At 64.9% G+C, this 20,693-nt stretch carries 18 protein-coding genes and 1 tRNA gene; 9 read left to right on the top strand and 10 right to left on the bottom strand.

What is annotated here, in order from left to right:
* Nucleotides 1-73 precede the first annotated feature (73 nt).
* Together LGY53_RS42540 and glmS are read right to left on the bottom strand one after the other, a co-directional pair.
* A complete protein-coding gene (locus tag LGY53_RS42540) occupies nt 74-487 on the bottom strand; it encodes a hypothetical protein (protein WP_225732351.1) in 414 nt (137 codons plus the stop codon).
* A 30-nt stretch (nt 488-517) separates the two neighbouring features.
* On the bottom strand, nt 518-2,398 hold the full coding sequence (gene glmS, locus LGY53_RS42535; RefSeq protein WP_225732350.1) for a glutamine--fructose-6-phosphate transaminase (isomerizing): 1,881 nt from the start codon (nt 2,396-2,398) through the stop codon (nt 518-520).
* 36 nt (nt 2,399-2,434) lie between these two features.
* On the opposite strand from glmS, the gene LGY53_RS42530 reads away from it, so the two are divergent.
* The 5 genes from LGY53_RS42530 to LGY53_RS42510 all read left to right on the top strand — a co-directional run bounded on the left by LGY53_RS42530 (nt 2,435) and on the right by LGY53_RS42510 (nt 9,497).
* Nucleotides 2,435-3,292 carry a dienelactone hydrolase family protein gene (locus LGY53_RS42530; protein WP_225732349.1) on the top strand — a complete coding sequence of 286 codons (858 nt, stop codon included), beginning with the start codon at nt 2,435-2,437 and terminating at the stop codon, nt 3,290-3,292.
* 91 nt (nt 3,293-3,383) lie between these two features.
* Nucleotides 3,384-3,457, top strand: a tRNA-Ile gene (locus LGY53_RS42525).
* 456 nt (nt 3,458-3,913) lie between these two features.
* Nucleotides 3,914-7,228: a tetratricopeptide repeat protein gene (locus LGY53_RS42520; protein WP_225732354.1), complete on the top strand. Its 3,315-nt coding sequence runs from the start codon at nt 3,914-3,916 to the stop codon at nt 7,226-7,228.
* Nucleotides 7,225-8,520, top strand: coding sequence for a hypothetical protein (locus LGY53_RS42515; protein ID WP_225732348.1), 1,296 nt, complete (start codon nt 7,225-7,227; stop codon nt 8,518-8,520). The genes LGY53_RS42520 and LGY53_RS42515 overlap by 4 nt, the downstream gene beginning before the upstream one ends.
* Nucleotides 8,517-9,497: a hypothetical protein gene (locus tag LGY53_RS42510; RefSeq protein ID WP_225732347.1), complete on the top strand. Its 981-nt coding sequence runs from the start codon at nt 8,517-8,519 to the stop codon at nt 9,495-9,497. The genes LGY53_RS42515 and LGY53_RS42510 overlap by 4 nt, the downstream gene beginning before the upstream one ends.
* Before the next feature lie 204 nt (nt 9,498-9,701).
* Here LGY53_RS42510 and LGY53_RS42505 read toward each other — a convergent pair whose 3' ends face one another.
* Nucleotides 9,702-10,271, bottom strand: a complete 570-nt coding sequence (locus LGY53_RS42505; protein ID WP_225732346.1) for a TetR/AcrR family transcriptional regulator — start codon at nt 10,269-10,271, stop codon at nt 9,702-9,704.
* Between the two features lie 20 nt (nt 10,272-10,291).
* A complete protein-coding gene (locus LGY53_RS42500; protein ID WP_225732345.1) occupies nt 10,292-10,747 on the bottom strand; it encodes a DUF6640 family protein in 456 nt (151 codons plus the stop codon).
* A gap of 444 nt (nt 10,748-11,191) precedes the next feature.
* Between LGY53_RS42500 and LGY53_RS43915 the strand changes: the two genes are divergently transcribed.
* The 3 genes from LGY53_RS43915 to LGY53_RS42490 are packed head-to-tail and all read left to right on the top strand — an operon-like array spanning nt 11,192 to nt 13,678.
* On the top strand, nt 11,192-11,314 hold the full coding sequence (locus LGY53_RS43915; RefSeq protein ID WP_255665173.1) for a hypothetical protein: 123 nt from the start codon (nt 11,192-11,194) through the stop codon (nt 11,312-11,314).
* Between the two features lie 19 nt (nt 11,315-11,333).
* Complete coding sequence (locus tag LGY53_RS42495) at nt 11,334-12,434, top strand: ThiF family adenylyltransferase (protein ID WP_225732344.1); 1,101 nt, start codon at nt 11,334-11,336, stop codon at nt 12,432-12,434.
* A 41-nt stretch (nt 12,435-12,475) separates the two neighbouring features.
* The gene (locus tag LGY53_RS42490) at nt 12,476-13,678 is read left to right on the top strand and encodes a site-2 protease family protein (RefSeq protein WP_225732343.1); all 1,203 of its coding nucleotides are present in this window, start codon (nt 12,476-12,478) and stop codon (nt 13,676-13,678) included.
* A 705-nt stretch (nt 13,679-14,383) separates the two neighbouring features.
* On the opposite strand, the gene LGY53_RS42485 is transcribed toward LGY53_RS42490, so the two are convergent.
* The 6 genes from LGY53_RS42485 to LGY53_RS42460 all read right to left on the bottom strand — a co-directional run bounded on the left by LGY53_RS42485 (nt 14,384) and on the right by LGY53_RS42460 (nt 18,851).
* Nucleotides 14,384-15,370, bottom strand: coding sequence for a serine/threonine-protein kinase (locus LGY53_RS42485; protein WP_225732353.1), 987 nt, complete (start codon nt 15,368-15,370; stop codon nt 14,384-14,386).
* Between the two features lie 96 nt (nt 15,371-15,466).
* Entirely contained in the window at nt 15,467-15,823 is a 357-nt protein-coding gene (locus LGY53_RS42480) for a hypothetical protein (protein WP_225732342.1), read from the bottom strand.
* Between the two features lie 40 nt (nt 15,824-15,863).
* Entirely contained in the window at nt 15,864-17,609 is a 1,746-nt protein-coding gene (locus tag LGY53_RS42475) for a WXG100 family type VII secretion target (protein ID WP_225732341.1), read from the bottom strand.
* 43 nt (nt 17,610-17,652) lie between these two features.
* Nucleotides 17,653-17,991 carry a hypothetical protein gene (locus LGY53_RS42470; RefSeq protein WP_225732340.1) on the bottom strand — a complete coding sequence of 113 codons (339 nt, stop codon included), beginning with the start codon at nt 17,989-17,991 and terminating at the stop codon, nt 17,653-17,655.
* Between the two features lie 262 nt (nt 17,992-18,253).
* Complete coding sequence (locus LGY53_RS42465; protein WP_225732339.1) at nt 18,254-18,556, bottom strand: DUF6802 family protein; 303 nt, start codon at nt 18,554-18,556, stop codon at nt 18,254-18,256.
* Between the two features lie 100 nt (nt 18,557-18,656).
* A complete protein-coding gene (locus LGY53_RS42460; protein WP_225732352.1) occupies nt 18,657-18,851 on the bottom strand; it encodes a PspC domain-containing protein in 195 nt (64 codons plus the stop codon).
* 164 nt (nt 18,852-19,015) lie between these two features.
* On the opposite strand from LGY53_RS42460, the gene LGY53_RS42455 reads away from it, so the two are divergent.
* Nucleotides 19,016-20,668, top strand: a complete 1,653-nt coding sequence (locus LGY53_RS42455; protein WP_225732338.1) for an ABC-F family ATP-binding cassette domain-containing protein — start codon at nt 19,016-19,018, stop codon at nt 20,666-20,668.
* The last annotated feature ends 25 nt before the right edge of the window (nt 20,669-20,693 follow it).

Below are 20,693 nucleotides of genomic sequence, written 5' to 3'. Positions count from 1 at the left end.
ACCCGACCTCGGCCTACCAGTCCTCACCACCGCCGAATCCTATAATTAGGCAACGAATTTCAGGCGCAGAACACTAGATGGGTTCGGGCAGCGGGCCCAAATGCTTGCTCACTCGCTGACGCAGCCGCAGATACTCCGCCCAGCGGTGCCGGGTCGGCCCCTTCGGGCGCTCGACGGCGTCAGCCCCCTTGACGATCTCGCCGAGCCGGAACTGCTCGCGCGTCAGGTCGAATTCGATTCCGCTGGGCAGCCGGTTCCACCAGTGGAAGCCGCGCTGCACCCCGCTCAGATAAACCTCGCCAACCACGAGCTCACCGCCGAAAAGGTCGTTGACCAGCAACGCCGTAATGTCACAGTGCCCTAGTGCCGGATTGGCCGGATCCCAGCCCGACCGCTCCAGATCATCCGGCGAGCAGGTGTCGGCGGACCAACTGGCCCGCAACGCCTGGTCGAGCCGCAACAGGTCCCATGGTTGTGCGCAGCGCATACCCGGGACGATATCCGTTGCGGGACAGTCTTATTCGACAGTTACCGACTTCGCCAGATTGCGCGGTTTGTCCACGTCGTAGCCGCGCGCCTGCGCGACCTCCGCGGCGAAGATCTGCAGCGGGACCGTCGACAGCAGCGGCTGGAACAACGTTGGCGCCGAAGGGATTTCGATCAGGTCGTCGGCGAACGGCCGGACCGTGTCGTCGCCCTCCTCGGCAATGACGATGGTGTGCGCGCCGCGCGCCTGGATCTCGCGAATATTGCTCAGCAGCTTCGAATGCAGCACCGCGCGCCCCTTCGGCGACGGCATCACCACGATCACCGGCAGGCCCTCCTCGATCAGCGCGATCGGGCCGTGCTTGAGCTCGCCCGCGGCGAAGCCCTCGGCGTGCATGTAGGCGAGTTCCTTGAGCTTCAAGGCGCCTTCGAGCGCGACCGGATAGCCGACGTGGCGACCGAGGAACAGCACCGTCGGCGCGTGCGCGAACTTGCGCGCCACCGCCTTCACCTGCTCGTGGGTCGCCAAAACCTGCTCGACCAGCCTGGGCATCGCCTCGAGTTCGGCGAATTCGCGCGCCACCTCGTCCGGGTACTTGGTGCCGCGCGCCTGCGCGAGCGCGAGGCCGACCAGATAGTTCGCGGCCACCTGCGCCAGGAAGGTCTTGGTCGCGGCGACACCGATCTCCGGGCCGGTGCGGGTGTAGAGCACGGCATCGGATTCGCGCGGGATCTGCGCGCCGTTGGTGTTGCAGATCGCGAGCACCCTGGCCTTCTGCTCTTTGGCGTGGCGCACCGCCTCCAGCGTGTCGGCGGTCTCGCCCGACTGCGAGATGGCCACCACCAGGGTCGACCGATCCAGAACCGGGTCGCGGTAACGGAATTCGCTGGCCAGCTCCACCTCGACAGGCAGCCTGGTCCAGTGCTCGATCGCGTATTTGGCGAGCAGGCCCGAGTGGTACGCGGTGCCGCACGCGACGACGAAAACCTTGTCGACCTCGCGCAGCTCCTGATCGGCCAGGCGCTGCTCGTCCAGCACGATCCGACCGCCGTTCTGATCGTGGCTGAAGTGCCCGATCAGGGTGTCGGCGATGGCGCGCGGCTGCTCCTCGATCTCCTTCAGCATGAAGTAGTCGTGACCGCCCTTCTCGGCGGCGGCCATATCCCAGTTGATGGTGAACGGCCTGGTGCGCACGCCATCGGTATTCCCGGCGAAGTCGGTCACCCGGTAGGTGTCCGCGGTGATCACCACGGCCTGATCCTGGCCCAGCTCGACCGCCTCGCGGGTGTGCTCGATGAACGCGGTGACATCGGAGGCGATGAACATCTCGCCCTTGCCGACGCCGACCACCAGCGGGGTGGACCGGCGCGCCGCGACGATCATGTCCGGATGGTCGGCATGGGTGAAGACCAGCGTGAACGCGCCCTCCAGCCGACGCAGCACGGCCAGCGCGCTCGCCGCGAAATCGCCCGCGGTCGGGCCCGCGGCGTAGGCGCGGGCCACCAGGTGCACCGCGACCTCGGTGTCGGTGTCGCTGCGCAGCTCGACCCCGGCCTCCTCCAGCTCGCGCCGCAGCGGGGCGAAATTCTCGATGATGCCGTTGTGCACCACGGCGACCTTGCCGGTCACGTCGCGGTGCGGGTGGGCGTTGCGGTCGGTGGGCGCGCCGTGCGTCGCCCAGCGGGTGTGTCCCATACCGGTGGTGCCCGCGAAGTGATCGGTGCCGGTTTCGCCCAGCTCCGCCTCCAAATTGGCCAGTCGGCCCGCCTTGCGTTCCACCGCGAGACCACCCGCGCCGTCCAGGATCGCCACACCCGCGGAGTCGTAGCCGCGATATTCCATGCGGCGCAACGCGTCAACGACAACGCCGAGCGCGTCCCGATACCCGACGTAGCCAACGATTCCGCACATGGCTCACCACACTACTTATCGGATAACGTTCACGTCGTGTCGGCGTCTGTGAAATCGCTACTGAGCACCCTGACCAGCCGGGGTCCGCACCGCGTCCTGCGCGGCAACCTCGGCATCGCGGGGCAGCCCGGCGTTGTGTTCACCCCGGAGTCCGGGTTGAATCTGCCCGCGGTCGCCTTCGGCCACGGCTGGCTGACCGGCGCGGCCAACTATCGCGGCACCCTGGAACATCTAGCGTCGTGGGGCATTGTCGCCGCGGCCCCGGACACCGAGCGCGGGCCGATTCCGTCACATCTCGGCCTGGCCACCGACTTGCTCACCACCCTCGATATCTGCGCGGGCGTGCGGCTCGGCGACGGCTCGGTCAGCGTGCATCCCGAGCGACTCGCGCTGGCCGGACACGCCATGGGCGCGGGCGCCGCGGTGATCGCGGCCGCGCAGCGCCCGGTGGCCGCGGTGGCCGCGCTGTTCCCGGCGCCGACCGCGCCGTCCGCCGAGACCCTCGCGCCGGATATCGATATTCCGGCGCTGATCCTGGCCGGCGCCACCGATATCGAATCGGTGAGCTCGAACGCGATACCTCTGGCCGCCGCCTGGGGCGGTCCATCGGTGCTGCGCACCATCGACAACGCCTCGCACAACGGAATCACCGAGGGCAGGCGGGCACTCGCCGCACTCGGCGCGGGCAAGCACGAGGCCAAGACCGCGCGCACCACACGTGCGCTGCTCACCGGCTACCTGCTGCACAAGCTGGCGCGGGACAAAACATACGCGGCCTTCGCCGACCCGAACGCGATCATCCCGCACACGACGGTGGTGGACCCGACCGCCCCGCGCGAGGAGGAGAAGCCGAAAATCTCACCGCTGCAAGTGGTTTCGCTACTGCGCCGCTGACTCCGTTTACCGAGCGGGCTACACCGGCCGAGGAAAACCTCAGCGCCACAACCGAATCGATGCGACAATTCGCATCGCCCGGGCCACCTAAGCTCCCGTAGCTCAGCCGGTCAGAGCAGCACTCTTATACAGTGACGGTCGCAGGTTCAAGCCCTGCCGGGAGCACATCCAGGGTGCCGAATAGCGGGTGGCGTATCTGCGGCGAAATCGTCTGTGGTGCAGTCGATTCGGCTGTGGGTTTACTGAGCGGTTTCGTCGTGGCCAAGCCGCGGACGCGGCTGCGAGTAGTCGTTCCAGGCGTGGTGTGAAATCTTCGCCGTCCACAGGTCCGCTCGCTCGCTGAGTCGCGCGGCAGCGGTTCCTGTGCGAACGCGAATTCGCCAAAGATGCGGCGCAACTCGACCGTCCATATCGATTTCAATCGATGACTTGGCGAATGATCTTTTCCGGCAAGGTGTTTGGCAGTAGTGCTGTCATCAGCAAGGGGGCTGGATTGCTGTATCGGTTGAGACCTACGGAACGTACTCTGAATGTTCGTCGAACCGAGGCCGCCGACAGATAATTCGCAAGGGGTAATCACGCGATGGCGTGCTCTCGTCATGGAGCGCCGCAGTGACGGCCATGCCGCTGTTGCTCCCGGACACAGTCGAGCTGTTCGGCCGGGATGAGGAACTGCGGCAGATCCTGACCGCGAAACCTGGCCAGGTGGTGTCGATCTACAACGAGCACGGCGGGTCGGGGAAGACGGCGCTGGCCACGTCCGCGGCCCACCAGCTGGCATCGAGGTTTCCCGACGGTCAGTTCTTCGTCCGGCTGCATTCCCACACCCCGGGCCAGCCCGCCGCCGCTGCCTTGGATGTCTTGGCGTCATTACTGGTCCGTATGGGTATCGCCCCTCGGTGTCTGCCCGACACCGAGGACGGTTGCCGAGTCCGGTGGCGAGAACGATCGGCGCGCAAGCGAATACTGCTCATCCTGGACGACGCCGAGGACCTCGCCTCCATCGCGCCCCTGCTCCCTGGAAACGAGACGTGCCTGACGCTGGTGACAAGCCGCCGACCGCTGTTCGAGCCGGGTGATGCCGTCAGCCTCGAGTTGAAGCAATTGGGGCGGGGTTCCGCAGTGCGATTACTCAACCACTTCAGCCATCGACGGCCCGCCAATTCGCGGGATACCCGTGCGGTCGATACGATCGTGCGCTCCTGTGGATTCCTGCCGTTGGCGATCAAGGTGTCGGCGGGCCGGGTCGCGCGTGGTCGAAGCCTCTCAGGTCAGGCCGGTGAACTGACCGCGGCTGCGGATCGACTGGCCGGAGTGGATATCAGCGATCGTGCCTCCTACGCGGTGTTCAAGCTGTCCTATGACGATCTGCCCGCCGCGCGCCGACGGCTGTATCGTCGCCTGAGCCTGAACCGAGGCGCGGACTTCGACGCCTATGCCGCCGCCGCGCTCGGTGAGCTCGACCTGTCCACGGCCAGAGGCGAACTCGTCGCACTGTGTACCGAGCACCTGCTCGAGCAGACCGGAGAGAAGCGGTTTCGGTTGCACGATCAGTTACTCGAGTATCTGCGCCGAGACGAGTCGTTCGACGACGACAGCGCCGTCGAACGACTGCTGGACTATTACCAGTACAGCGCTGCCAACGCTGATCGGCTACTGGCACGGTACGTGCCTCCCGGCGATAATTCGGTTTTCGTCCCGCGGACCGGCATCCGGATCCGGACATTCGAGAATCCGAAGAACGCGCTGGAATGGCTGCGCGCGGAACGCGACAACCTGCTGGCCTGGCTCGAGTACACGATTGACCGCGACCCGGCCCGAATGATCGCCCTCACAGCGGCTTTAGCGATGATCCTGTACCAGGACGGTCCCTCATCGCTTGCCGTTCAACTGCATGCGCGGGCGGCCGTTACCGCGCAACGCCTCGACGACACCGCCGCGGAGGCCGACGCTCTGGTGGATCTCGGTGCCGTGCACTGGCTGACCGGGAACTACACCCGCGCGACCGAGGTGCTCGAGCAGGCTCGCGGCCTCTATCGCGAGCGGCGGGACCGGCACGGAGAAGCCAACGCGCTCAACAACCTCGGCATCGTACGCCGACTGACCCACGACTATGGACCGGCTGTCGAACTCCTCGAAGCGGCGAGGGACCAATTCCACCGCGTCGGTGACCGGCTGGGTGAGGCGAACGCTCTCAATGATCTCGGTGTGGTGCGCTGGCTGACCTGGGACTACATCGAGGCCGATAATATGCAGGTCCGTGCCCTGGAACTCTACCGTGAGGTCCCCTATCCCCGCGGGGTCGCCAACGCGCTGACCGATATCGGCATCGTGCGCTGGGTGGCCGGTGACTACAGCCGGGTCGGTGATGTGCTGCGGCAGGCGCTCACCCTGTTCGACGAGCTCGCCTTCGTCCGGTGGGAGGCGAACGCCGCCACCGACCTCGGCGTCGTCCGCCGCCTGGACGGCGATTACGACAAGGTCGACGGACTATTGCAGGAGGCGCTGGACCTCAACATCCGCATCGACGACCGACTGGGAGTGGCCAGCACGCTCAACAATCTCGGCATCGTGCGCTGGCTGATCGGGGACGACGAGAAGGCCGAAGGGTTTCATCGCGACGCGCTCGCTCGCTATCGCGAACTGGGCTACCGCCACGGTGAGGCCGACGCGCTCAACAATCTCGGCGTCGTGTGTCGGCTGCGCGGCGACTTCCCTGGAGCCACTGAGTTTCACCGTCAGGCCTTGACCCTGTATCTGGAGCTCGGTGACCACTGCGGAGAAGCGGATGTGCTGAAAAACCTCGGCGCCGTGATCTGTTCGACCGGAGACTACGGTGAGGCCACCGCCCTGAATGAGCGGGCGCTGGGTCTCTATCGCGGACTCGGGGAGCGGCTCGGAGAAGCCCAGGCGCACAATGGGATCGGGACGAGTCTGCTGAGTGCCGGTGAAATCGACCGGGCGGCATCGGAATTCGCGGAAGCCGCCCGGATCGCCGAGGCGATCGGGAATCGCCTCGAATTGGCACGCGCTCTGGAGTCGGCGGCGCAGTGCCATGAGGATACGACCGAGGCCGCGCCGATCGCAGCCCTCCGTCGAGCGGTCGACCTCTACCGGCGACTGCGAGTTCGTGAATTCCCCTGTGCCGCTGAGCATCTCCGCGCCAGGATGACAATCCGCGGCAGGAAGCTGCTGGCTGATCCCGACAGTGCCGAGGGTAGATACGATCTGGACGAAGCGATCGAGCTGTTCCGGTACGTGCTGTTCACTTCGGACGATGCCCATCCCGCCATCACCGTGGCCTTGTCGAATCTTGCTCGGGCGCTGACGATCAGGGCTCGGTGCAGGGGATCGCTCACCGACCTCGACGATGCCGTCTCGTTGCTGAGGCGAGCCGCCCATATGGATCCAGATGAGCAAGCCGAACGTCTGGAGGACCTGGCCGCGGCTCTGCGGCTTCGGTTCGAACGCACCGGACTACCCGCGGATCGGCAAGAAGCGGACCGGCTAGCGGTCGTCCAGGCCGACCCGCAACATGACGATTCCACGTATTCGGCGGCCAATGATTTTCGTAGACAAGATAATTCGCGCGAAGGGGTCGAGGCGCACGTCGAGTACCGCTCCGACGAACCCGCTCGGCGGGGAGCGGAGTTCCGGGTCGCGGTGTGGCTGGAAACGACGGAACAGGCGGTACCGGACCCGGCGGCGATCCGGCTCCGGGTCGTGCTGGATGCCCAGGCGAGCGAGGTTGTCCCTGTGACACGGTTGACGCGAATGGGAACCGACCGGCGGACGACTGCCGTGGAGTTCGCGGTCACTCCGAGCTTTTCCGGCTCGCTGCCACTGATCTTCAGATTCTATCGGGACCACGACAATCAGCCGGTTCTCGAGGTCCGGTCGGGCGTTCTCGTCTGCGATGCGGAGATGGTGCGGTGACGCGGGAACTGTCGGCACTCGTCACTGGCTCCGACGAATTCATCGAGCGGGAATACGACCGATCCAGGACGGTCCATCTGTGGATCAGCGAGAACATCGCACCGGGCGAGTATCTGGTCCGACTCTGGGGATCCGCGTTCCCCGAACAGGGCGCGGGCGGTTACCTGGGCCGGATAAAGATGAATTCCTTCGAAGCCGACGCATTGATCGAGGATCTCCGATCGGAATGGAAAAGCCTTGTCCTCGATCATCGGGAGGTTCAGGAGCCGGACCGGACATCCGTCTTTCCGTTCTCACACCAGTGGGATCAGTCGAGAAGGCCGGAGCTGTTGCAGGGCTTGGCGTACAAACTCGTCGATATCGGCTTCGTCACGTATAGGACCTTGTTCCGAGGCGAAGACAAAGGCCTGCAACGACTTCGCGCGGCACTCGACCGGGCGCTGCGATGCGGGCAGCAGGTGATCAGCGTCGAGTCCGAGAGCCTCATCGTCCCGTGGGGGATGCTCTACACCCCGCCGGACGTCCGCCACGACCCACCGACCGAGGATCACTGGTCCTACGAAGGGTTCTGGGGTTACCGCCACCTCATCGAGCACACCTTCAGCCATGTGGCCGGTTTCGACTCGCGGATCGCCGTACCCGCGGCGGGTCTCACCGTCGGTCTCTGCGCGGATCCGCGCATCGATATCGACTTCACGAGGGCTTCCTTCGGCGTAAGCAAGGGGGTGTACGTCGACCTCATCAGCGAACTCTTCCGCGCTCACGGCGCGACGGTTGTCATCCGCACTCGAAAAAGTGAGCTGGAGCGAGCATTCCACGACGCGATGCTCTCCGACCAAATCGTCTTCTTCTGCTGCCATGGGCTCGCTGCCGGTCCCGCCGGCCCCACCAGCAAGCCGTACTTCGAACTGGACCACAACGAACGGATCCGTGGCAGGGATGTGGAGACCTGGTTGGAAACCGGCAGTCTGGCGACCAGGCCATTCGTATTCTTCGGTGCTTGCAATGGTGGTCGGCTGGCCTCGACCTTCTACTCCACTGTGGGCCGAGCTCTGCTGCGCGACGGGGGCGCGCGCTGCCTGATCGGGCCCCAACTGGACCTGCCGCCGGTACTGGCGGTGAGTTATGCGCGCCTGCTGTTCGCTGAATTCCTGGTCTCGGAGACCAAATTGGGTGACATCGTATGGCGCCTCAGCTGCGAGTTGATCAACAAGTACAACAACCCCCTCGGCCTGATGTTCTCGCTGTACCGGGGAATCGACATACATCTCTGGCGGACGAACGGACAATGACGGACTCAGTGGTCCTCGACCTGAACGAGAACGGTGATCTGCTCGATCCGTGCGACGGTTCTCCTGTCCGTTCCGAGGCCGTGCCCGACCTACTGGCCCGTCGAGTCGTGGTTCCGGACGACGCGACCGATATCGTCGTCTTCACCCACGGCTGGCGAAATTCCCGCCACTCGGCCCAGCGGCGAGCGTGGCAGTTCTTCACGCTCGTGGAGGAGCACTACCGCACTCAGCGTGACGGCTACCCCAAAGTCGATGTCTGGAGCGCCTACTACGTGATCGTCCGGTGGCCGTCCATGAGCAGTCCGTTCCCTCGGGGGTACCGGCGAATTCGCGATCGCGCGCACGCGATGACCACCCGGGGACACGCGGGACAAGTTCTCGGCCACCTGCTCGGGTATCTGAATTCCGAACGGCGACTTCCTGGGAGCCCACCCGCGCTGGGCAACCGCACCGGCCAATACCTGCATTGTGTCGGGCACTCCTTCGGGGGAAGGTTTCTGGTCGAGGCCGTTCAAGCGGCCGCTGACCGGAAACCACCGGCTCTTGCCTGGAATCGCGAGAATCCCAACTATCCCTATACGGTCGACACCCTGTTGATCTTCCAGATGGCCGCCCGCCCAGATATTTTCGCGGGTCCGCTCGTACGGATACTCAGCGACGCACCCATCAACGGACCCGTCGTCCTGACACACTCGCGCGCAGATCGTGCCACCGGTCTGTGGCATCGTCTGGCCGAAGGTTCCCCGGGGATCGGGCAGGTAGGAGCACGATCGCCGGTCGACCACATCATCGAAACCCGATTGCACCCCATCTCCGAGAGATATCGGCACGCCGAACTCGACAGCCGCATAGTCAATGTCGACTCCGGCTGGCGCTTCCGGCGAGGGCGCTGGCACAGCCCGGCGGGCGCACATTCCGATATCTGGTACCCGGAATCGGCCCATCTAGTGCTCTCGCTCGCAAACCTCGCGCGATGAGCGGGCACCGCACTGCATTGAACTCATTGACGCCGCCCGAGTGAACCCGCACCGCCGAGCGGGCATTCGTTCCACATGTGCACAGCTGTCGGTGGTTCCACGACTTGCAACGTGGTGGTCCCTCGACTGTGGGAAACGACGAAAGAGTCGCACCCGAACAACGTCGGACCGTGGTCTCAGCCATAGAGTGCGAGCTCGACGACATCACGGCCGTGGGCGCAGGCCGTCGAGCGCGAGTTCGATGAAGCGACGCCAATCGCCGATGGCGTCGCGGCTGATCATGGCGACGGCGCCGACGATCATGTAGAGATCGGCGACTGTGGCGTCGCGGCGAACGGTGCCGTCGGCGCGGCCGCGTTTCAGTAGTTCCTCGCCGAATTCGGCGAGGGCGGTACGGGTTTCGCCGTGCGGCTGGTTGTCGCCGAGGGCCGACGCGATGATGCGTGAGAGCGCGCGGCCCCGTTCGTGTACCTCGGCGACGTGTGTGAGGAAATCCGAAAGCGCTTGCCGCGTATCGGTATTCGGCAGATTGATGCGGCGTCCGTGGTCGAGGATGCCCGCGAACCGCTGTTGTGCGACCGCCTCGATCAGCGCGCGACGGGTCGGGAAATGCCGGTAGACGGTGCCGACCCCGACACCCGCGGCGCGCGCGACATCCGCCATCTGCACCGCGTCGCCGCGCTCGGCGAACAGTTCGACCGCTACGGCAAGCACTTGGTCGCGGTTGCGGGCGGCGTCGGTGCGGAGTTTGCGGGTGGTCGGCGTCGAATTCATCCTGCTCCGTCGTTCGATGGTCAGCGGGAGGTTACCGCGCGGGTGCGCTCCACCGTCACCGCCGCCGACAGCCCGACCAACATCACCAGCGCGATGAACAGCTGAAAATCAATGCCGAGCACCTTGCGCGCGTCGGCCGCGAACTCGGGATCCTGCGCCGCGGTACCGGGAAACAGCAGCGCACCCCACATCCCGAGCCAGGTCACCGAACCGAGCGCCGCGGCCAAATAGAACTGCGCCCGCTGATCCCCCTTGCGCCGCAGCAGGATTCGCAACCCGATCGTCCCGAGCAACGCCCCCATCCCGATGTACTGCGCATCGTGGAACTTCGCATGCGGCGGCCAATTCGGATTATGCAGATGCCGCCTGGCGATATCCGGAATCACCAGATCCGCCAACAACGGCCCAATCAGCGTATTCAACAGAACCACGCCGACAACGACGCGCGGCAACGACCAAAACCGCTTGGCAGTCATAACAGAACTCCCTTCTAGATCAGAATCGGAATCCGATTCCGATTCCGATTCCGGCTCAAACGTAGGCCTCCGACCTGAGAAATGTCAAGGGCCGCCACGGCGGCACTCGCACGAAAACTGCTAACCACCAAGGGTTTCCAGATTTCCTCACGACCGCTCGGCACCGTCGGATGCATGCCCGTCAGCGGCACCGATGCGAGGCACGAGCCTAGATACGCCCTGAGGTTGATGCCGCCGGTCGAGTCGGCAACTCGCCGGTCTCGCGCACGAGCAGGCGAATGAAACGGACCGCGCGCCCTCAATCGACCAGAACAGCACACCTGGACGGCGGCTCTGAAGCCGAACACCGTCTCGCCCATGGGAATACAGCCCTTTGACGGGTGCATGCCGACAGGATGACGCTGGCCGGGTTGTGTATCAACGCCAACATCGAGGAGTTCTGTCATGTTCGCGAAGAAGTCCGACAAAGTAGCCGAGCGTCCCGCGACCGAACGTCCCGCGGCGATCATCATCCGTCCGCTGGACAAGAAGGAGACCACGTCGGACAGCGGCTCGTCCAACTCGTAGTCGCGCCGCATCGAGCCCGATGCGTGCCGTGGATATGGTGCGGCCGCGGATCAAGCCGGAACTCGTTGCGTATGTGACGGTCGACGGAAACATCAGAATCGGCGCGACAATCCACGGTATCGGGGTGGAAGTCGCTGATCCGGACGGCTGGGTCCGAACTTTGATCGATGCGCTCGACGGGACGAGATCGCCCGGCGAGATCGTCGCGGCGGTGCGGTCCGGATCTCCGGGAGCGCCCGTGACCGAGGCGCTGCAACAGCTTTCGGACGCGGGACTCCTGGAAGACGCGGGCGCTCCGGTTCCGCCGGAGCTGCCGGAACCGGAGCGTTATTCGCGCGGTGTCGCATTCCTGCGCTGGATCGACCGCACGCCGCGGTCGAGTGCGTGGGATATGCAGTTGCGGCTGAGCCGATCCCGGGTGCTGCTGATCGGAATCGGCGGTGTCGGTGGAACTGTCGCACAGGGGCTCGTCGCCTCCGGCATCGGTCACCTGCACTGCGTGGACTTCGACACCGTCGACCTGTCCAATCTCAACCGGCAGATCCTGTTCCGCGAGAAGGATATCGGCGCTCCCAAGGTCGAAGCCGCGGTGGATCGGCTGCGCGCGCTGAACTCCACGGTGCTCGTCACCGGCGAGCAGCGCCGCGTCGACGGCCGGTCCGATATCGCCGAGCTGATCCGGCCCGGATACGACCTGCTCGCACTGTGCGCCGACCGGCCGCGCAATATTCGCAGATGGGTCAACCGCGAATGCCTGGCCGCCGATCTGCCGTGGGTGGTCGGTGGCTACCACGGCCCGCGCACATCGGCCGGTATGTACGGCCCCGACGCCTGCTGGGAGTGCGCGCACGATAGCGACGCCGAATCCGGCGACACCAGAATGCCTGCCGGAATGACGGTGGAAAGTCTTGCACCGCAACTACCTTGGCACCCCGTCAACGCGGTGTCCGCGGGTATTACCGGCAACCTGGTCACCCATTTCGCCCTCTCCGCACTCACCGGTGCGCCGCCGTTCGAACCCGGAGCTCGATACGAGGTGAACCTGGCGAACCTCGAAGCGACTGCCCCGGAACGCATTCCGCCGCGTCCCGGTTGTCCGGGGTGCGGTGACGCCCGGTGACCGCACCAATCCGAGCAGATAGCCGAATAACCCTGTGCGACTTGGCAACTCGCCAGGAAGGTGAGGAGTGGTTGGTCGGCAGATTCGACACCCGCCGCTTCGTCGCGATCCCGCGGGTCGGCGCATCGGCGCTGGACCTGCTGCGCGCGGGCCACACCATCGAACAGGCGACCTCGCGACTGAGCGATGCCGAGGGGCAGGAGTTCGACGTACTCTCCTTCGCCCGGGATCTGATGGAACTCGGATTCATCGCCCAGGTGGACGGTCGGCCCGTCCCCGACACCGCCGCGCCGCCCGCGTCATTTCCCGAAATACGTCCGGAGCACGTGCGATTCGCGCTGAGCCCGGTCCTTCCCGCGCTGTTCGTATGCCTGATGTGCGCGGCCGCGGTCGCACTCGTGGCGCGGCCCGATCTGCTGCCGACTTACCGGGATCTGCTCTGGAGTCCGGCGGGCAGCGCGGTGCTCGCGCTGAGTGTCGCCGCCGGCTGGACGCTCGTATTCGTCCACGAGCTGGCGCATTTCGTGGTCGCAAGGGCTACCGGTGTACCCGCCAGGATCACGCTGAGCACCCGCCTGCAGTTCCTGGTGGCCGAAACCGACATCAGCGGAATCGAATTCGCCCCGCGACGCCATCGGCTCACCGCGTATCTCGCCGGTATGGCAGTGAATCTCGCCGTGGCCGCGGTCGCGATCCTGCTGGCCGCGGTCACCGACCAAGCCGCGCACCGGATTCTGGCCGCGACCGTGGTGATCGCCCTGCTGCCCTTGCCATTCCAGTTCATGGTCTTCATGCGCACGGACATCTACTTCGTGCTGCAGGACCTCACCGCATGCCGAGATCTGTACGGCGACGGCGCAGCCTACGCACGCTACCTCGCAAAACGGTTGCGGCAGCGAATCTTACGTCAGCGCAACGATGACGAGGATCCGAGCCTCGCACTGCCGCCGCACGAACGCCGTGCGGTCCGCGCCTACAGTGCGGTCCTGGTCCTCGGAACGGCCCTGTGCCTGGCCGCGCTCGCCGCCTTCACCCTGCCCGCCGACCTCACCCTGATCTACCGCGCCGCTACCCGCCTCGGACCCGAACACTCACTCGCCGCGAACGCCGACAGCGTCGCCGTACTCCTCATCCTCGGCACCCTCCACCTGATCTGGGCAGTCACCTGGTTCCGGCGGCGACACCGTTTTCGGCGGCGGAGCGCTCGGCGAGTTGGCAGCCATTCTCCTCGGTGCGACGATTGATCTCGTCGAGTTCGTCCAGCAGCAGTGCCGACCGACGGCACTGCTCGGCGGCGGCCTGCTCGAACAACGGCCGGCGCCAGCCGCAAACGGCTCACCCGCATAGCGGAGCATTAGTCCACCAGTCAGCGATGATCTCATCGGGAGAATGCCCGAACCATTGGATCCCGATCAGGTATCGGGAACGGGCCGGATCATCCGGGAACGTCGTATACACCTGCGCTACACCGGATGCGGGTGAGCCAGCGGGGGAGATGAATACGAGCGGGGCCGTCGGGCATCCGCTGTGCGGCTGAGTGGCCGACTTCGCAGTGCCGCCCGTGTATGTCTCCGATGCGACTGAATCCAGTTTCCGTCGAACCGCCTCCGGCGCCCCGTAATCGTCCACCTGAAAGTTCGCACTTTCATGGCCGAGACAGTTGATGCCGTGTGACCCCTCACCAGATGTTTCTACGCAGGTCGCCTTCCGCCAACCTGGTGCCAGTAGGTCATCACCGGCCGGCAGCAGCTTAGGAAAGGAGTCCACGATCGCCTGCGCCCGAGACGGCCACGGCGGGGGCGCCTTGGTCCCTTGTACCTCGCTAGTTGTGGAGGAGCGATAGCCCATCACTCCGACGACGATGGCGACCAGGACAAGAGCAGCAAAAGCCAGCAGGGTCGCCCAACCCGAGAAGCGCGATCGCGGTGGTGCGGAGAGCTGAGACGAGGTCACCGGCGATGGAGTCGGGATACCGGCACGCGATTCGGCGGCCCGTATTCTGCAGTCGGCGAATGGTGGTGCAGCACAGGACGGCTCGACGCTCGGCTGTCCTGCAAAGTCACCGCGGTAGCCGAGTGAGACGCGATCTGTGTCGGTTGAGTACCGACCTGTAATGCGTGCAAAGCGGCGTCCGCGAACTCACCACAGGTCCGATACCGGTCGTCCGCCCGTTTGGACAACGCACCGGCGAGCACCACATCGAGCGATGTCGGCAGACCGGCACGCCGTTCGGCCAATGGCGGCGGAGGTTCGTACATTTGCGCGTTGATCACCGCTACCGGATTGGTCGCGACGAATGGCGCGCTACCGGTGAGCAGCGCGTACAACGAACAAGCCAGCGAGTACTGATCACACCGTTGATCCAATGGCGCTCCCGAAAGTTGTTCGGGCGCCGCATAGGCCAGAGTCGCGGTAAACGCACCAGTACCGGTCAAGCCATTCGTTTCGTCACGCAGGCGAGCGATTCCGAAGTCAGCCAGGAAGACTCGCTCGGGCGCACCGGAGATGTCATCGGCCAGCAGGATATTGGCAGGCTTCACATCCCGGTGAAGCACACCGCGCTGATGCGCATAGTCGAGCGCTGCTCCGGCTTCGCCGATGATGCGGACCGCGCGAAAGGGATCTGTCGCACCCAAGGAGGCGGCGTCGGTACCCGCTACATACTGCATCGAGATCCAGAGGTAAGGATCCACATTGCCGCGATCATAAACAGTGACGATATTCGGATGCTCGAGCTGTGCGACCAGATCCGCTTCACGCTCGAATCGCTGCCGAACCTCTTTGTCGCCGAAGTACTCCGGATTCAGCAGTTTCAAAGCTGTCAGGCGAGGTAGTCGCGGATGCCGAGCGCGGTAGACGGTGCCCATACCCCCACGGCCCAAAACGCCTTCGATTCGATATCCGGCGAACACCTCGCCGACTCTTGGCCCAGTCATGCTGTGCCCACCGCGCCGAAAGCCGGGCTCCATGCGGACGGCGAACTCGGACGCTGTGTCGCCGCCACTCGAATGATGTTGTGCTGGCTCGGTTTATCAGACGAGCCAGCTGTCGCGGCGGTAATAGGCGGATTCCTCATCCTCGTCATCGATTGGGGCCACAGTGTCTTTGGCTCTGCGAGCAGCCATGGAGCGGGCGATCGCTTCGCGCTGCTCACGCGCCTCGGTCTCTTGTCGTTCCTTCTCTTCGGCCTCCGCTCTCGCCTTCTCGATCTCTTCGGCGTGCTCTTCCCAGAACTCGCGCATGTCGGCCGCGGAACGCTCGGCCAACTCGCGGTTGCTGTTCGCCGTCCGCCGGTTGATTTCTTCGAATTCATCCAAGAGCATCGCCGCGCGGTGAAGATGGTCCGCTATGACGCGTTCGACTTCCTCGGCGTAGTTCATCTCGTCCACTCCCCTACCTCAACTGCGGCGACGCCGCTGCGCGGATAACTCACAGCGGACCTGCCTCGGCCAATTCGGCCCCGCTGTCGGAGGGCTTCGGCTGTCCATCCTGTTGACCCGAAGGCACTTTCGGGCGATGCTCGCCGTCTTCTTCCTTTTTGGTCGGCGGCACGGACGGCGTTGGAACCTGCGACTTGTTCTGGGGATCCTCGGCAGCCGGGGCTTTGGGCTCTGGTTTGTTCTGGTCCACGGGCGGCGAAGGCTGAGTGCCGTCCGGCTTGGGCGCAACGCCGTCCGGCTTGTGTTGGGTATCTTCCGGCTTCGGCTGGGCGCCATCGGGTTTCGGCGGAGCGGCGCCGGTGTTGGCGTCCTTCTCCTCGGTCGTGATGACCGGCATGCCGTGTTCGTCGAGCTTCAGCGTGTATTCGTGCGACTTGCCGTCGGCCGCGGACTCGACCAGTTTCAGCTGGCCATCCTTCATTTCGAGCTTGAGATGCTTGCCCGCGAGATCGAACTCCGCGACCGGCTTCTCACCCTTGTTCTTATCGGCCGCGTCTTTGGTCGGGTCCCCCTTGCCCGGGTCGGCCTTGCTCGGGTCACCGGTCTGCTTGTCGGTCGGGTTGATCGCCTTCTGGATCTCCTCGATGGCTTTCTCGACACCACTGGTGATGGTGGTGCCCAGCGAGGACAGGCCCGATGTCACGGTCGAGGAGATCGTGGAGACCGTCGACGACAGATCCTTCGCGACCTGGCTCAGCGAGGCCAGACCATCGACGGATGTCGGGTTGGTTGTCGTTGGGTTGGTGGTAGTGCCGGGGGTGCTTGTGGGGTTGCCAGGAGTGCCCGGAGTACCGGGCGTGCCAGGTGTACCGGGCGTGCCAGGTGTCCCGGGCGTACCTGGGGTCCCCGGCGTACCAGGCGTACCTGGAGTGCCAGTATCTTTCGGCTTCTCCACACCGGCCGGCCGAGGGTAGGCCGTGTCCGAAACTTGGCTCAGCGCATCAATAATCGGGGTGTAGACATTCTTGACCGCCGTATCGGTCAGGCTGCAGACGTCGATGAACTTTTGCGCCTTACTGGCGTAGTCCGGTTTGAAAACATTGTCCAGCCAGTGTTTGCAGCGATCCTGGACCCGGTGCGCATAATTTGAATCCGCAATCATGAATCCAGCCGTCCGGACATCCCAAGCATCGACACCCCCCGTCAAATCAGGAAATATCCGCCAAAGCTTGCTGAGCAAACTATTCTCGCTGACATTGCTCCAAGCAATACTTTTTCCGGAAATGATGTCCGAGACGTCTTCCGGAGTCTTATCAGCGATCTTTATTTCCTCGCCATTTTGCAGAATGTAGCGCACTACTTCCGCCTTGAGCTTCACCGCGGAACGCAGTCCATCACCCGCGGCCGCGATTGCCTTCCAAGCACTGCCGGCGGCCTTGGCGTCGGTGTCGGCGCGGGCAATCTGCCGGTTCAGCAGGTCGGCACCGCTCGCACCGGCCTGCCCCTGCCACAATGACTGCATTGTCTGAACCTGACCCCGCTGCACATCCAACTGCGCGTTGGCATCCTGCAAGACCTCCTGCAGCTTCGCGGCGACATTGCGGATCTTGTCCTCGTTCAATCCGTTCTGCTCATAGAAGCGTTTGTGCAGGTCCGCGTAGGCCGGGATGTTTGTCGGCAACCCACCGAACGCCCGCCGATAACTGGGCTCGAAGTACTCGAAGTACAAAAGGCTGCGCGACCCGATATCGAGGTATTCCTTGACGGAGGTGTACGCGGGTACAGAGAAAACCATTTCTCAACTCCTCTGCGGGGGTGTGCCGGTCTCCGAGCCCGCGCTACGACTTGGCAGCATTATGGTCGATCTTCGCGATGTGGAACGAATTCTCGCTGTCGGTATTCGAGTACTTGACCACCGAGGCACCGACTACGTCTGCTGTCGCGAGGGTGGCCTCCGACCATGCGGCAAGCCAGTTCGCGATCGTATCGAGCCCATGTTGGATCTTCTTGCCCTGATCGGCATAGTTGGCGCCGGCATCACCGGGACCGAACGTGTTATCGCTGACATCCTTGACGCGATTCCGGACAGCCTGCCCGGACGCCGTCATATCTGTGCTCAGGCGGCCCAACTCCCCCGTCTTGACGCCGAGCATGCCAGCCTGCGACTGGTCACTCATGCCACGCTCCCCTCCATCCCTGCTTTGTTTGGATCCGCGTCGAACACTGCCTCTACTTGTTCGACGCACGCGGCGGACGCGCGGTTCCATCGAATCCCCGCAAAGCGGCACCCTACCGTGCAGCGGTATCCGCAGGTTCCACTGATTCGCGCGGGGGTGCGCGAATCAGTGCAACCTGCGGCCGTGACGTCCCCTCGCAGCGGCGGGTGTTCGGGGGCCGTTGCGCGCCAGTGTAGTTGGCGCGGCGACGGTCCCGGCGGGTTTATTTGTTGAGGTGGCCCTGATCGGTGCGTACCCATTCGGCGGTGCCGTCGGGGTGGCGGTGGAACTCCCAGGCGGCGTAGTCGCCGGATTTGTCGATCAGCGTGACGTGATCGGCGATGCCGTCCTGGTGGGTGCTGGTCCAGATATGTGTGCCGTGGTCGTCGTTGACGGTGACGGTATCGAGAATTCCGTCACCGGTGACGTCCTGGGTCGGGTGGTGCAGTTCGACCGTGCCCAGGCTGTCGAGCGACGAGTGCGCGTCGACGTCGGGCAGATGGTCGGAATCGCCCGAGGTGATCATGGCTCCTCCTCAGCGGGACTCGTGGGTGCGAGGATCCCGCGCGCAAGCGGGGTATCGCTCCATCCTGTCATCCACGCGTCCCGCGCGCAGCCGGGTATCCCTACTTCTTCGGGATGATCAGCCACATGGCCAGGTAGATCACGAACTGTGGTCCTGGCAACAGGCAGGAGAGCACGAACAGCAAGCGCACGACAGTCGAGTTCCAGCCGAAGTATTCGGCGAGGCCACCGCATACGCCGCCGAACCATTTGTCGTCCGCCGAACGGGTGAGCCGATGGGTGGTTGGCACGGTCATGATCTCCGCTTTCATCGTTGTGATCGTTACGCCGTCAACTCTGCCCAGGCAGCGGCGCCGTGCCATCGGTAAGCCGACCGATTCGGACCCTGATTTCTCCGGTACGCGCACTCAGGGCCAACCCTGATCGGATGGGCGGCACGCGCACGCGGCAGACTCGTCGGGTGACAACCACACTGCACGCACGCGGACTGTCGGCCGGACACGGTGAGCGCACCCTGTTCGCCGACCTGGATCTGACGTTGGCGCCGGGCGATGTGATCGGCCTCGTCGGCGTGAACGGTGCGGGCAAGTCGACGCTGCTGCGCATGCTCGCCGAGGGCCGAACCCCAACGGGCAGCATCACATTGAGCCCGCCCGACGCGACCGTCGGCTATCTGGCCCAGGAGCCGGAACGGGTACCGGGCGAGACGGTGCTCGAATTCCTCAGCCGCAGAACGGGTGTCACGGCGGCACAGCGGACGATGGACGCGGCCGCCGAACGGCTCGCCGATGGCGGCCCCGACGAATACTCTCCCGCCCTGGAACGCTGGCTGGCACTGGGCGGTGCGGATCTGGATCAACGCGCGCAGGAGGTGGCGGCCGAACTCGGCCTCGCCGAAAGCCTGCCGAACGGACTGGACACCCCGATGACCGGACTCTCCGGTGGGCAGGCGGCCCGCGCCGGACTGGCGTCGGTCCTGTTGTCCCGCTTCGACATTCTGCTGCTCGACGAGCCGACCAACGACCTCGACCTGGACGGTCTGGCGCGGCTGGAGGAGTTCGTCACCGGCGTGCGGGTGCCGCTCATGGTGATCAGCCACGATCGAGAGTTCTTGGCGCGCACCGTGAACCGGATCGTCGAATTGGATCTGGCGCAGCAGCAGGTGGACAGCTACGACGGCGGCTACGAGTCGTATCTGGCCGAACGCGAGATCGCCCGCCGCCACGCGCGGGAGGCCTACGAGGAGTACGCCGACACCAAGGCGGGGCTGGAGGCCAGGGCGCAGATGCAACGCAACTGGCTGGAGCACGGCGTGCGCACCGCCCGGCGTAAGGCGCGCGATCCGCGAAAGATGGACTCGGACAAGGCCGGCCGCAAGATGCGTGCCGAGTCGACCGAGAAGCAGGCGGCCAAGGCCCGGCAGACCCAGCGCCGGATCGAGCGGCTGGAGGTGGTGGAGGAACCCCGCAAGGAGTGGGAGCTCCGGATGACCATCGCGAGCGCGCCGCGCAGCGGATCGGTGGTGACCACGCTGTCGAACGCGACCGTCGCGCGCGGCGATTTCACGCTCGGCCCGATCACCGTTCAGGTGGATTGGGCCGATCGCATCGTGCTCACCGGTGCGAACGGATCGGGTAAGTCGACGCTGCTGGCGCTGCTGCTCGGAAAGCTCCGGCCGGACACCGGATCCGCCGCGCTCGGCTCGGGTGTGGAAATCGGCGAGGTCGATCAGGCGCGCGAACTGTTCCGCGGAAATGCCTCGCTCGCCGACACTTTCGGCGTGGAGATGCCTGACTGGCCGGAGGCCGAGGTGCGCACCCTGCTCGCCAAATTCGGCCTGCGTGGGCCACATGTGTTGCGCCCCTGCGAAACCCTCTCCCCCGGCGAACGCACCAGGGCGGCGCTCGCGCTGCTACAAGCGCGTGGGGTGAACCTGCTGGTGCTCGACGAGCCGACCAACCACCTCGATCTGCCCGCGATCGAGCAGTTGGAGCAGGCGGTCGAATCCTTCACCGGCACAATGCTTCTGGTGACGCACGACCGCCGCATGCTGGACAGCGTCCGAGCCACCCGCCGCTGGCATATGGACGGCGGGCGCCTCACGGAGAACTAGCCTGAGCGGACAATTTCGACCGCGA

Source organism: Nocardia sp. JCM 34519.1 (assembly GCF_020361265.1).
GTDB lineage: Bacteria > Actinomycetota > Actinomycetes > Mycobacteriales > Mycobacteriaceae > Nocardia > Nocardia arthritidis_A.
The sequence above is the reverse complement of the archived record's forward strand: the minus strand, read 5'-3'. Positions and strand labels throughout refer to the sequence as shown.

Excerpts from the sequence above, each read along its gene's own strand:
- LGY53_RS42540 (WP_225732351.1), bottom strand. The coding sequence starts at position 487 with ATGCGCTGCGCACAACCATGGGACCTGTTGCGGCTCGACCAGGCGTTG.
- glmS (WP_225732350.1), bottom strand. The coding sequence starts at position 2,398 with ATGTGCGGAATCGTTGGCTACGTCGGGTATCGGGACGCGCTCGGCGTT.
- LGY53_RS42520 (WP_225732354.1), top strand. The coding sequence starts at position 3,914 with ATGCCGCTGTTGCTCCCGGACACAGTCGAGCTGTTCGGCCGGGATGAG.
- LGY53_RS42510 (WP_225732347.1), top strand. The coding sequence starts at position 8,517 with ATGACGGACTCAGTGGTCCTCGACCTGAACGAGAACGGTGATCTGCTC.
- LGY53_RS42505 (WP_225732346.1), bottom strand. The coding sequence starts at position 10,271 with ATGAATTCGACGCCGACCACCCGCAAACTCCGCACCGACGCCGCCCGC.
- LGY53_RS42500 (WP_225732345.1), bottom strand. The coding sequence starts at position 10,747 with ATGACTGCCAAGCGGTTTTGGTCGTTGCCGCGCGTCGTTGTCGGCGTG.
- LGY53_RS43915 (WP_255665173.1), top strand. The coding sequence starts at position 11,192 with ATGTTCGCGAAGAAGTCCGACAAAGTAGCCGAGCGTCCCGCGACCGAA.
- LGY53_RS42495 (WP_225732344.1), top strand. The coding sequence starts at position 11,334 with ATGCGTGCCGTGGATATGGTGCGGCCGCGGATCAAGCCGGAACTCGTT.
- LGY53_RS42485 (WP_225732353.1), bottom strand. The coding sequence starts at position 15,370 with ATGACTGGGCCAAGAGTCGGCGAGGTGTTCGCCGGATATCGAATCGAA.
- LGY53_RS42475 (WP_225732341.1), bottom strand. The coding sequence starts at position 17,609 with ATGGTTTTCTCTGTACCCGCGTACACCTCCGTCAAGGAATACCTCGAT.
- LGY53_RS42470 (WP_225732340.1), bottom strand. The coding sequence starts at position 17,991 with ATGAGTGACCAGTCGCAGGCTGGCATGCTCGGCGTCAAGACGGGGGAG.
- LGY53_RS42465 (WP_225732339.1), bottom strand. The coding sequence starts at position 18,556 with ATGATCACCTCGGGCGATTCCGACCATCTGCCCGACGTCGACGCGCAC.
- LGY53_RS42460 (WP_225732352.1), bottom strand. The coding sequence starts at position 18,851 with ATGACCGTGCCAACCACCCATCGGCTCACCCGTTCGGCGGACGACAAA.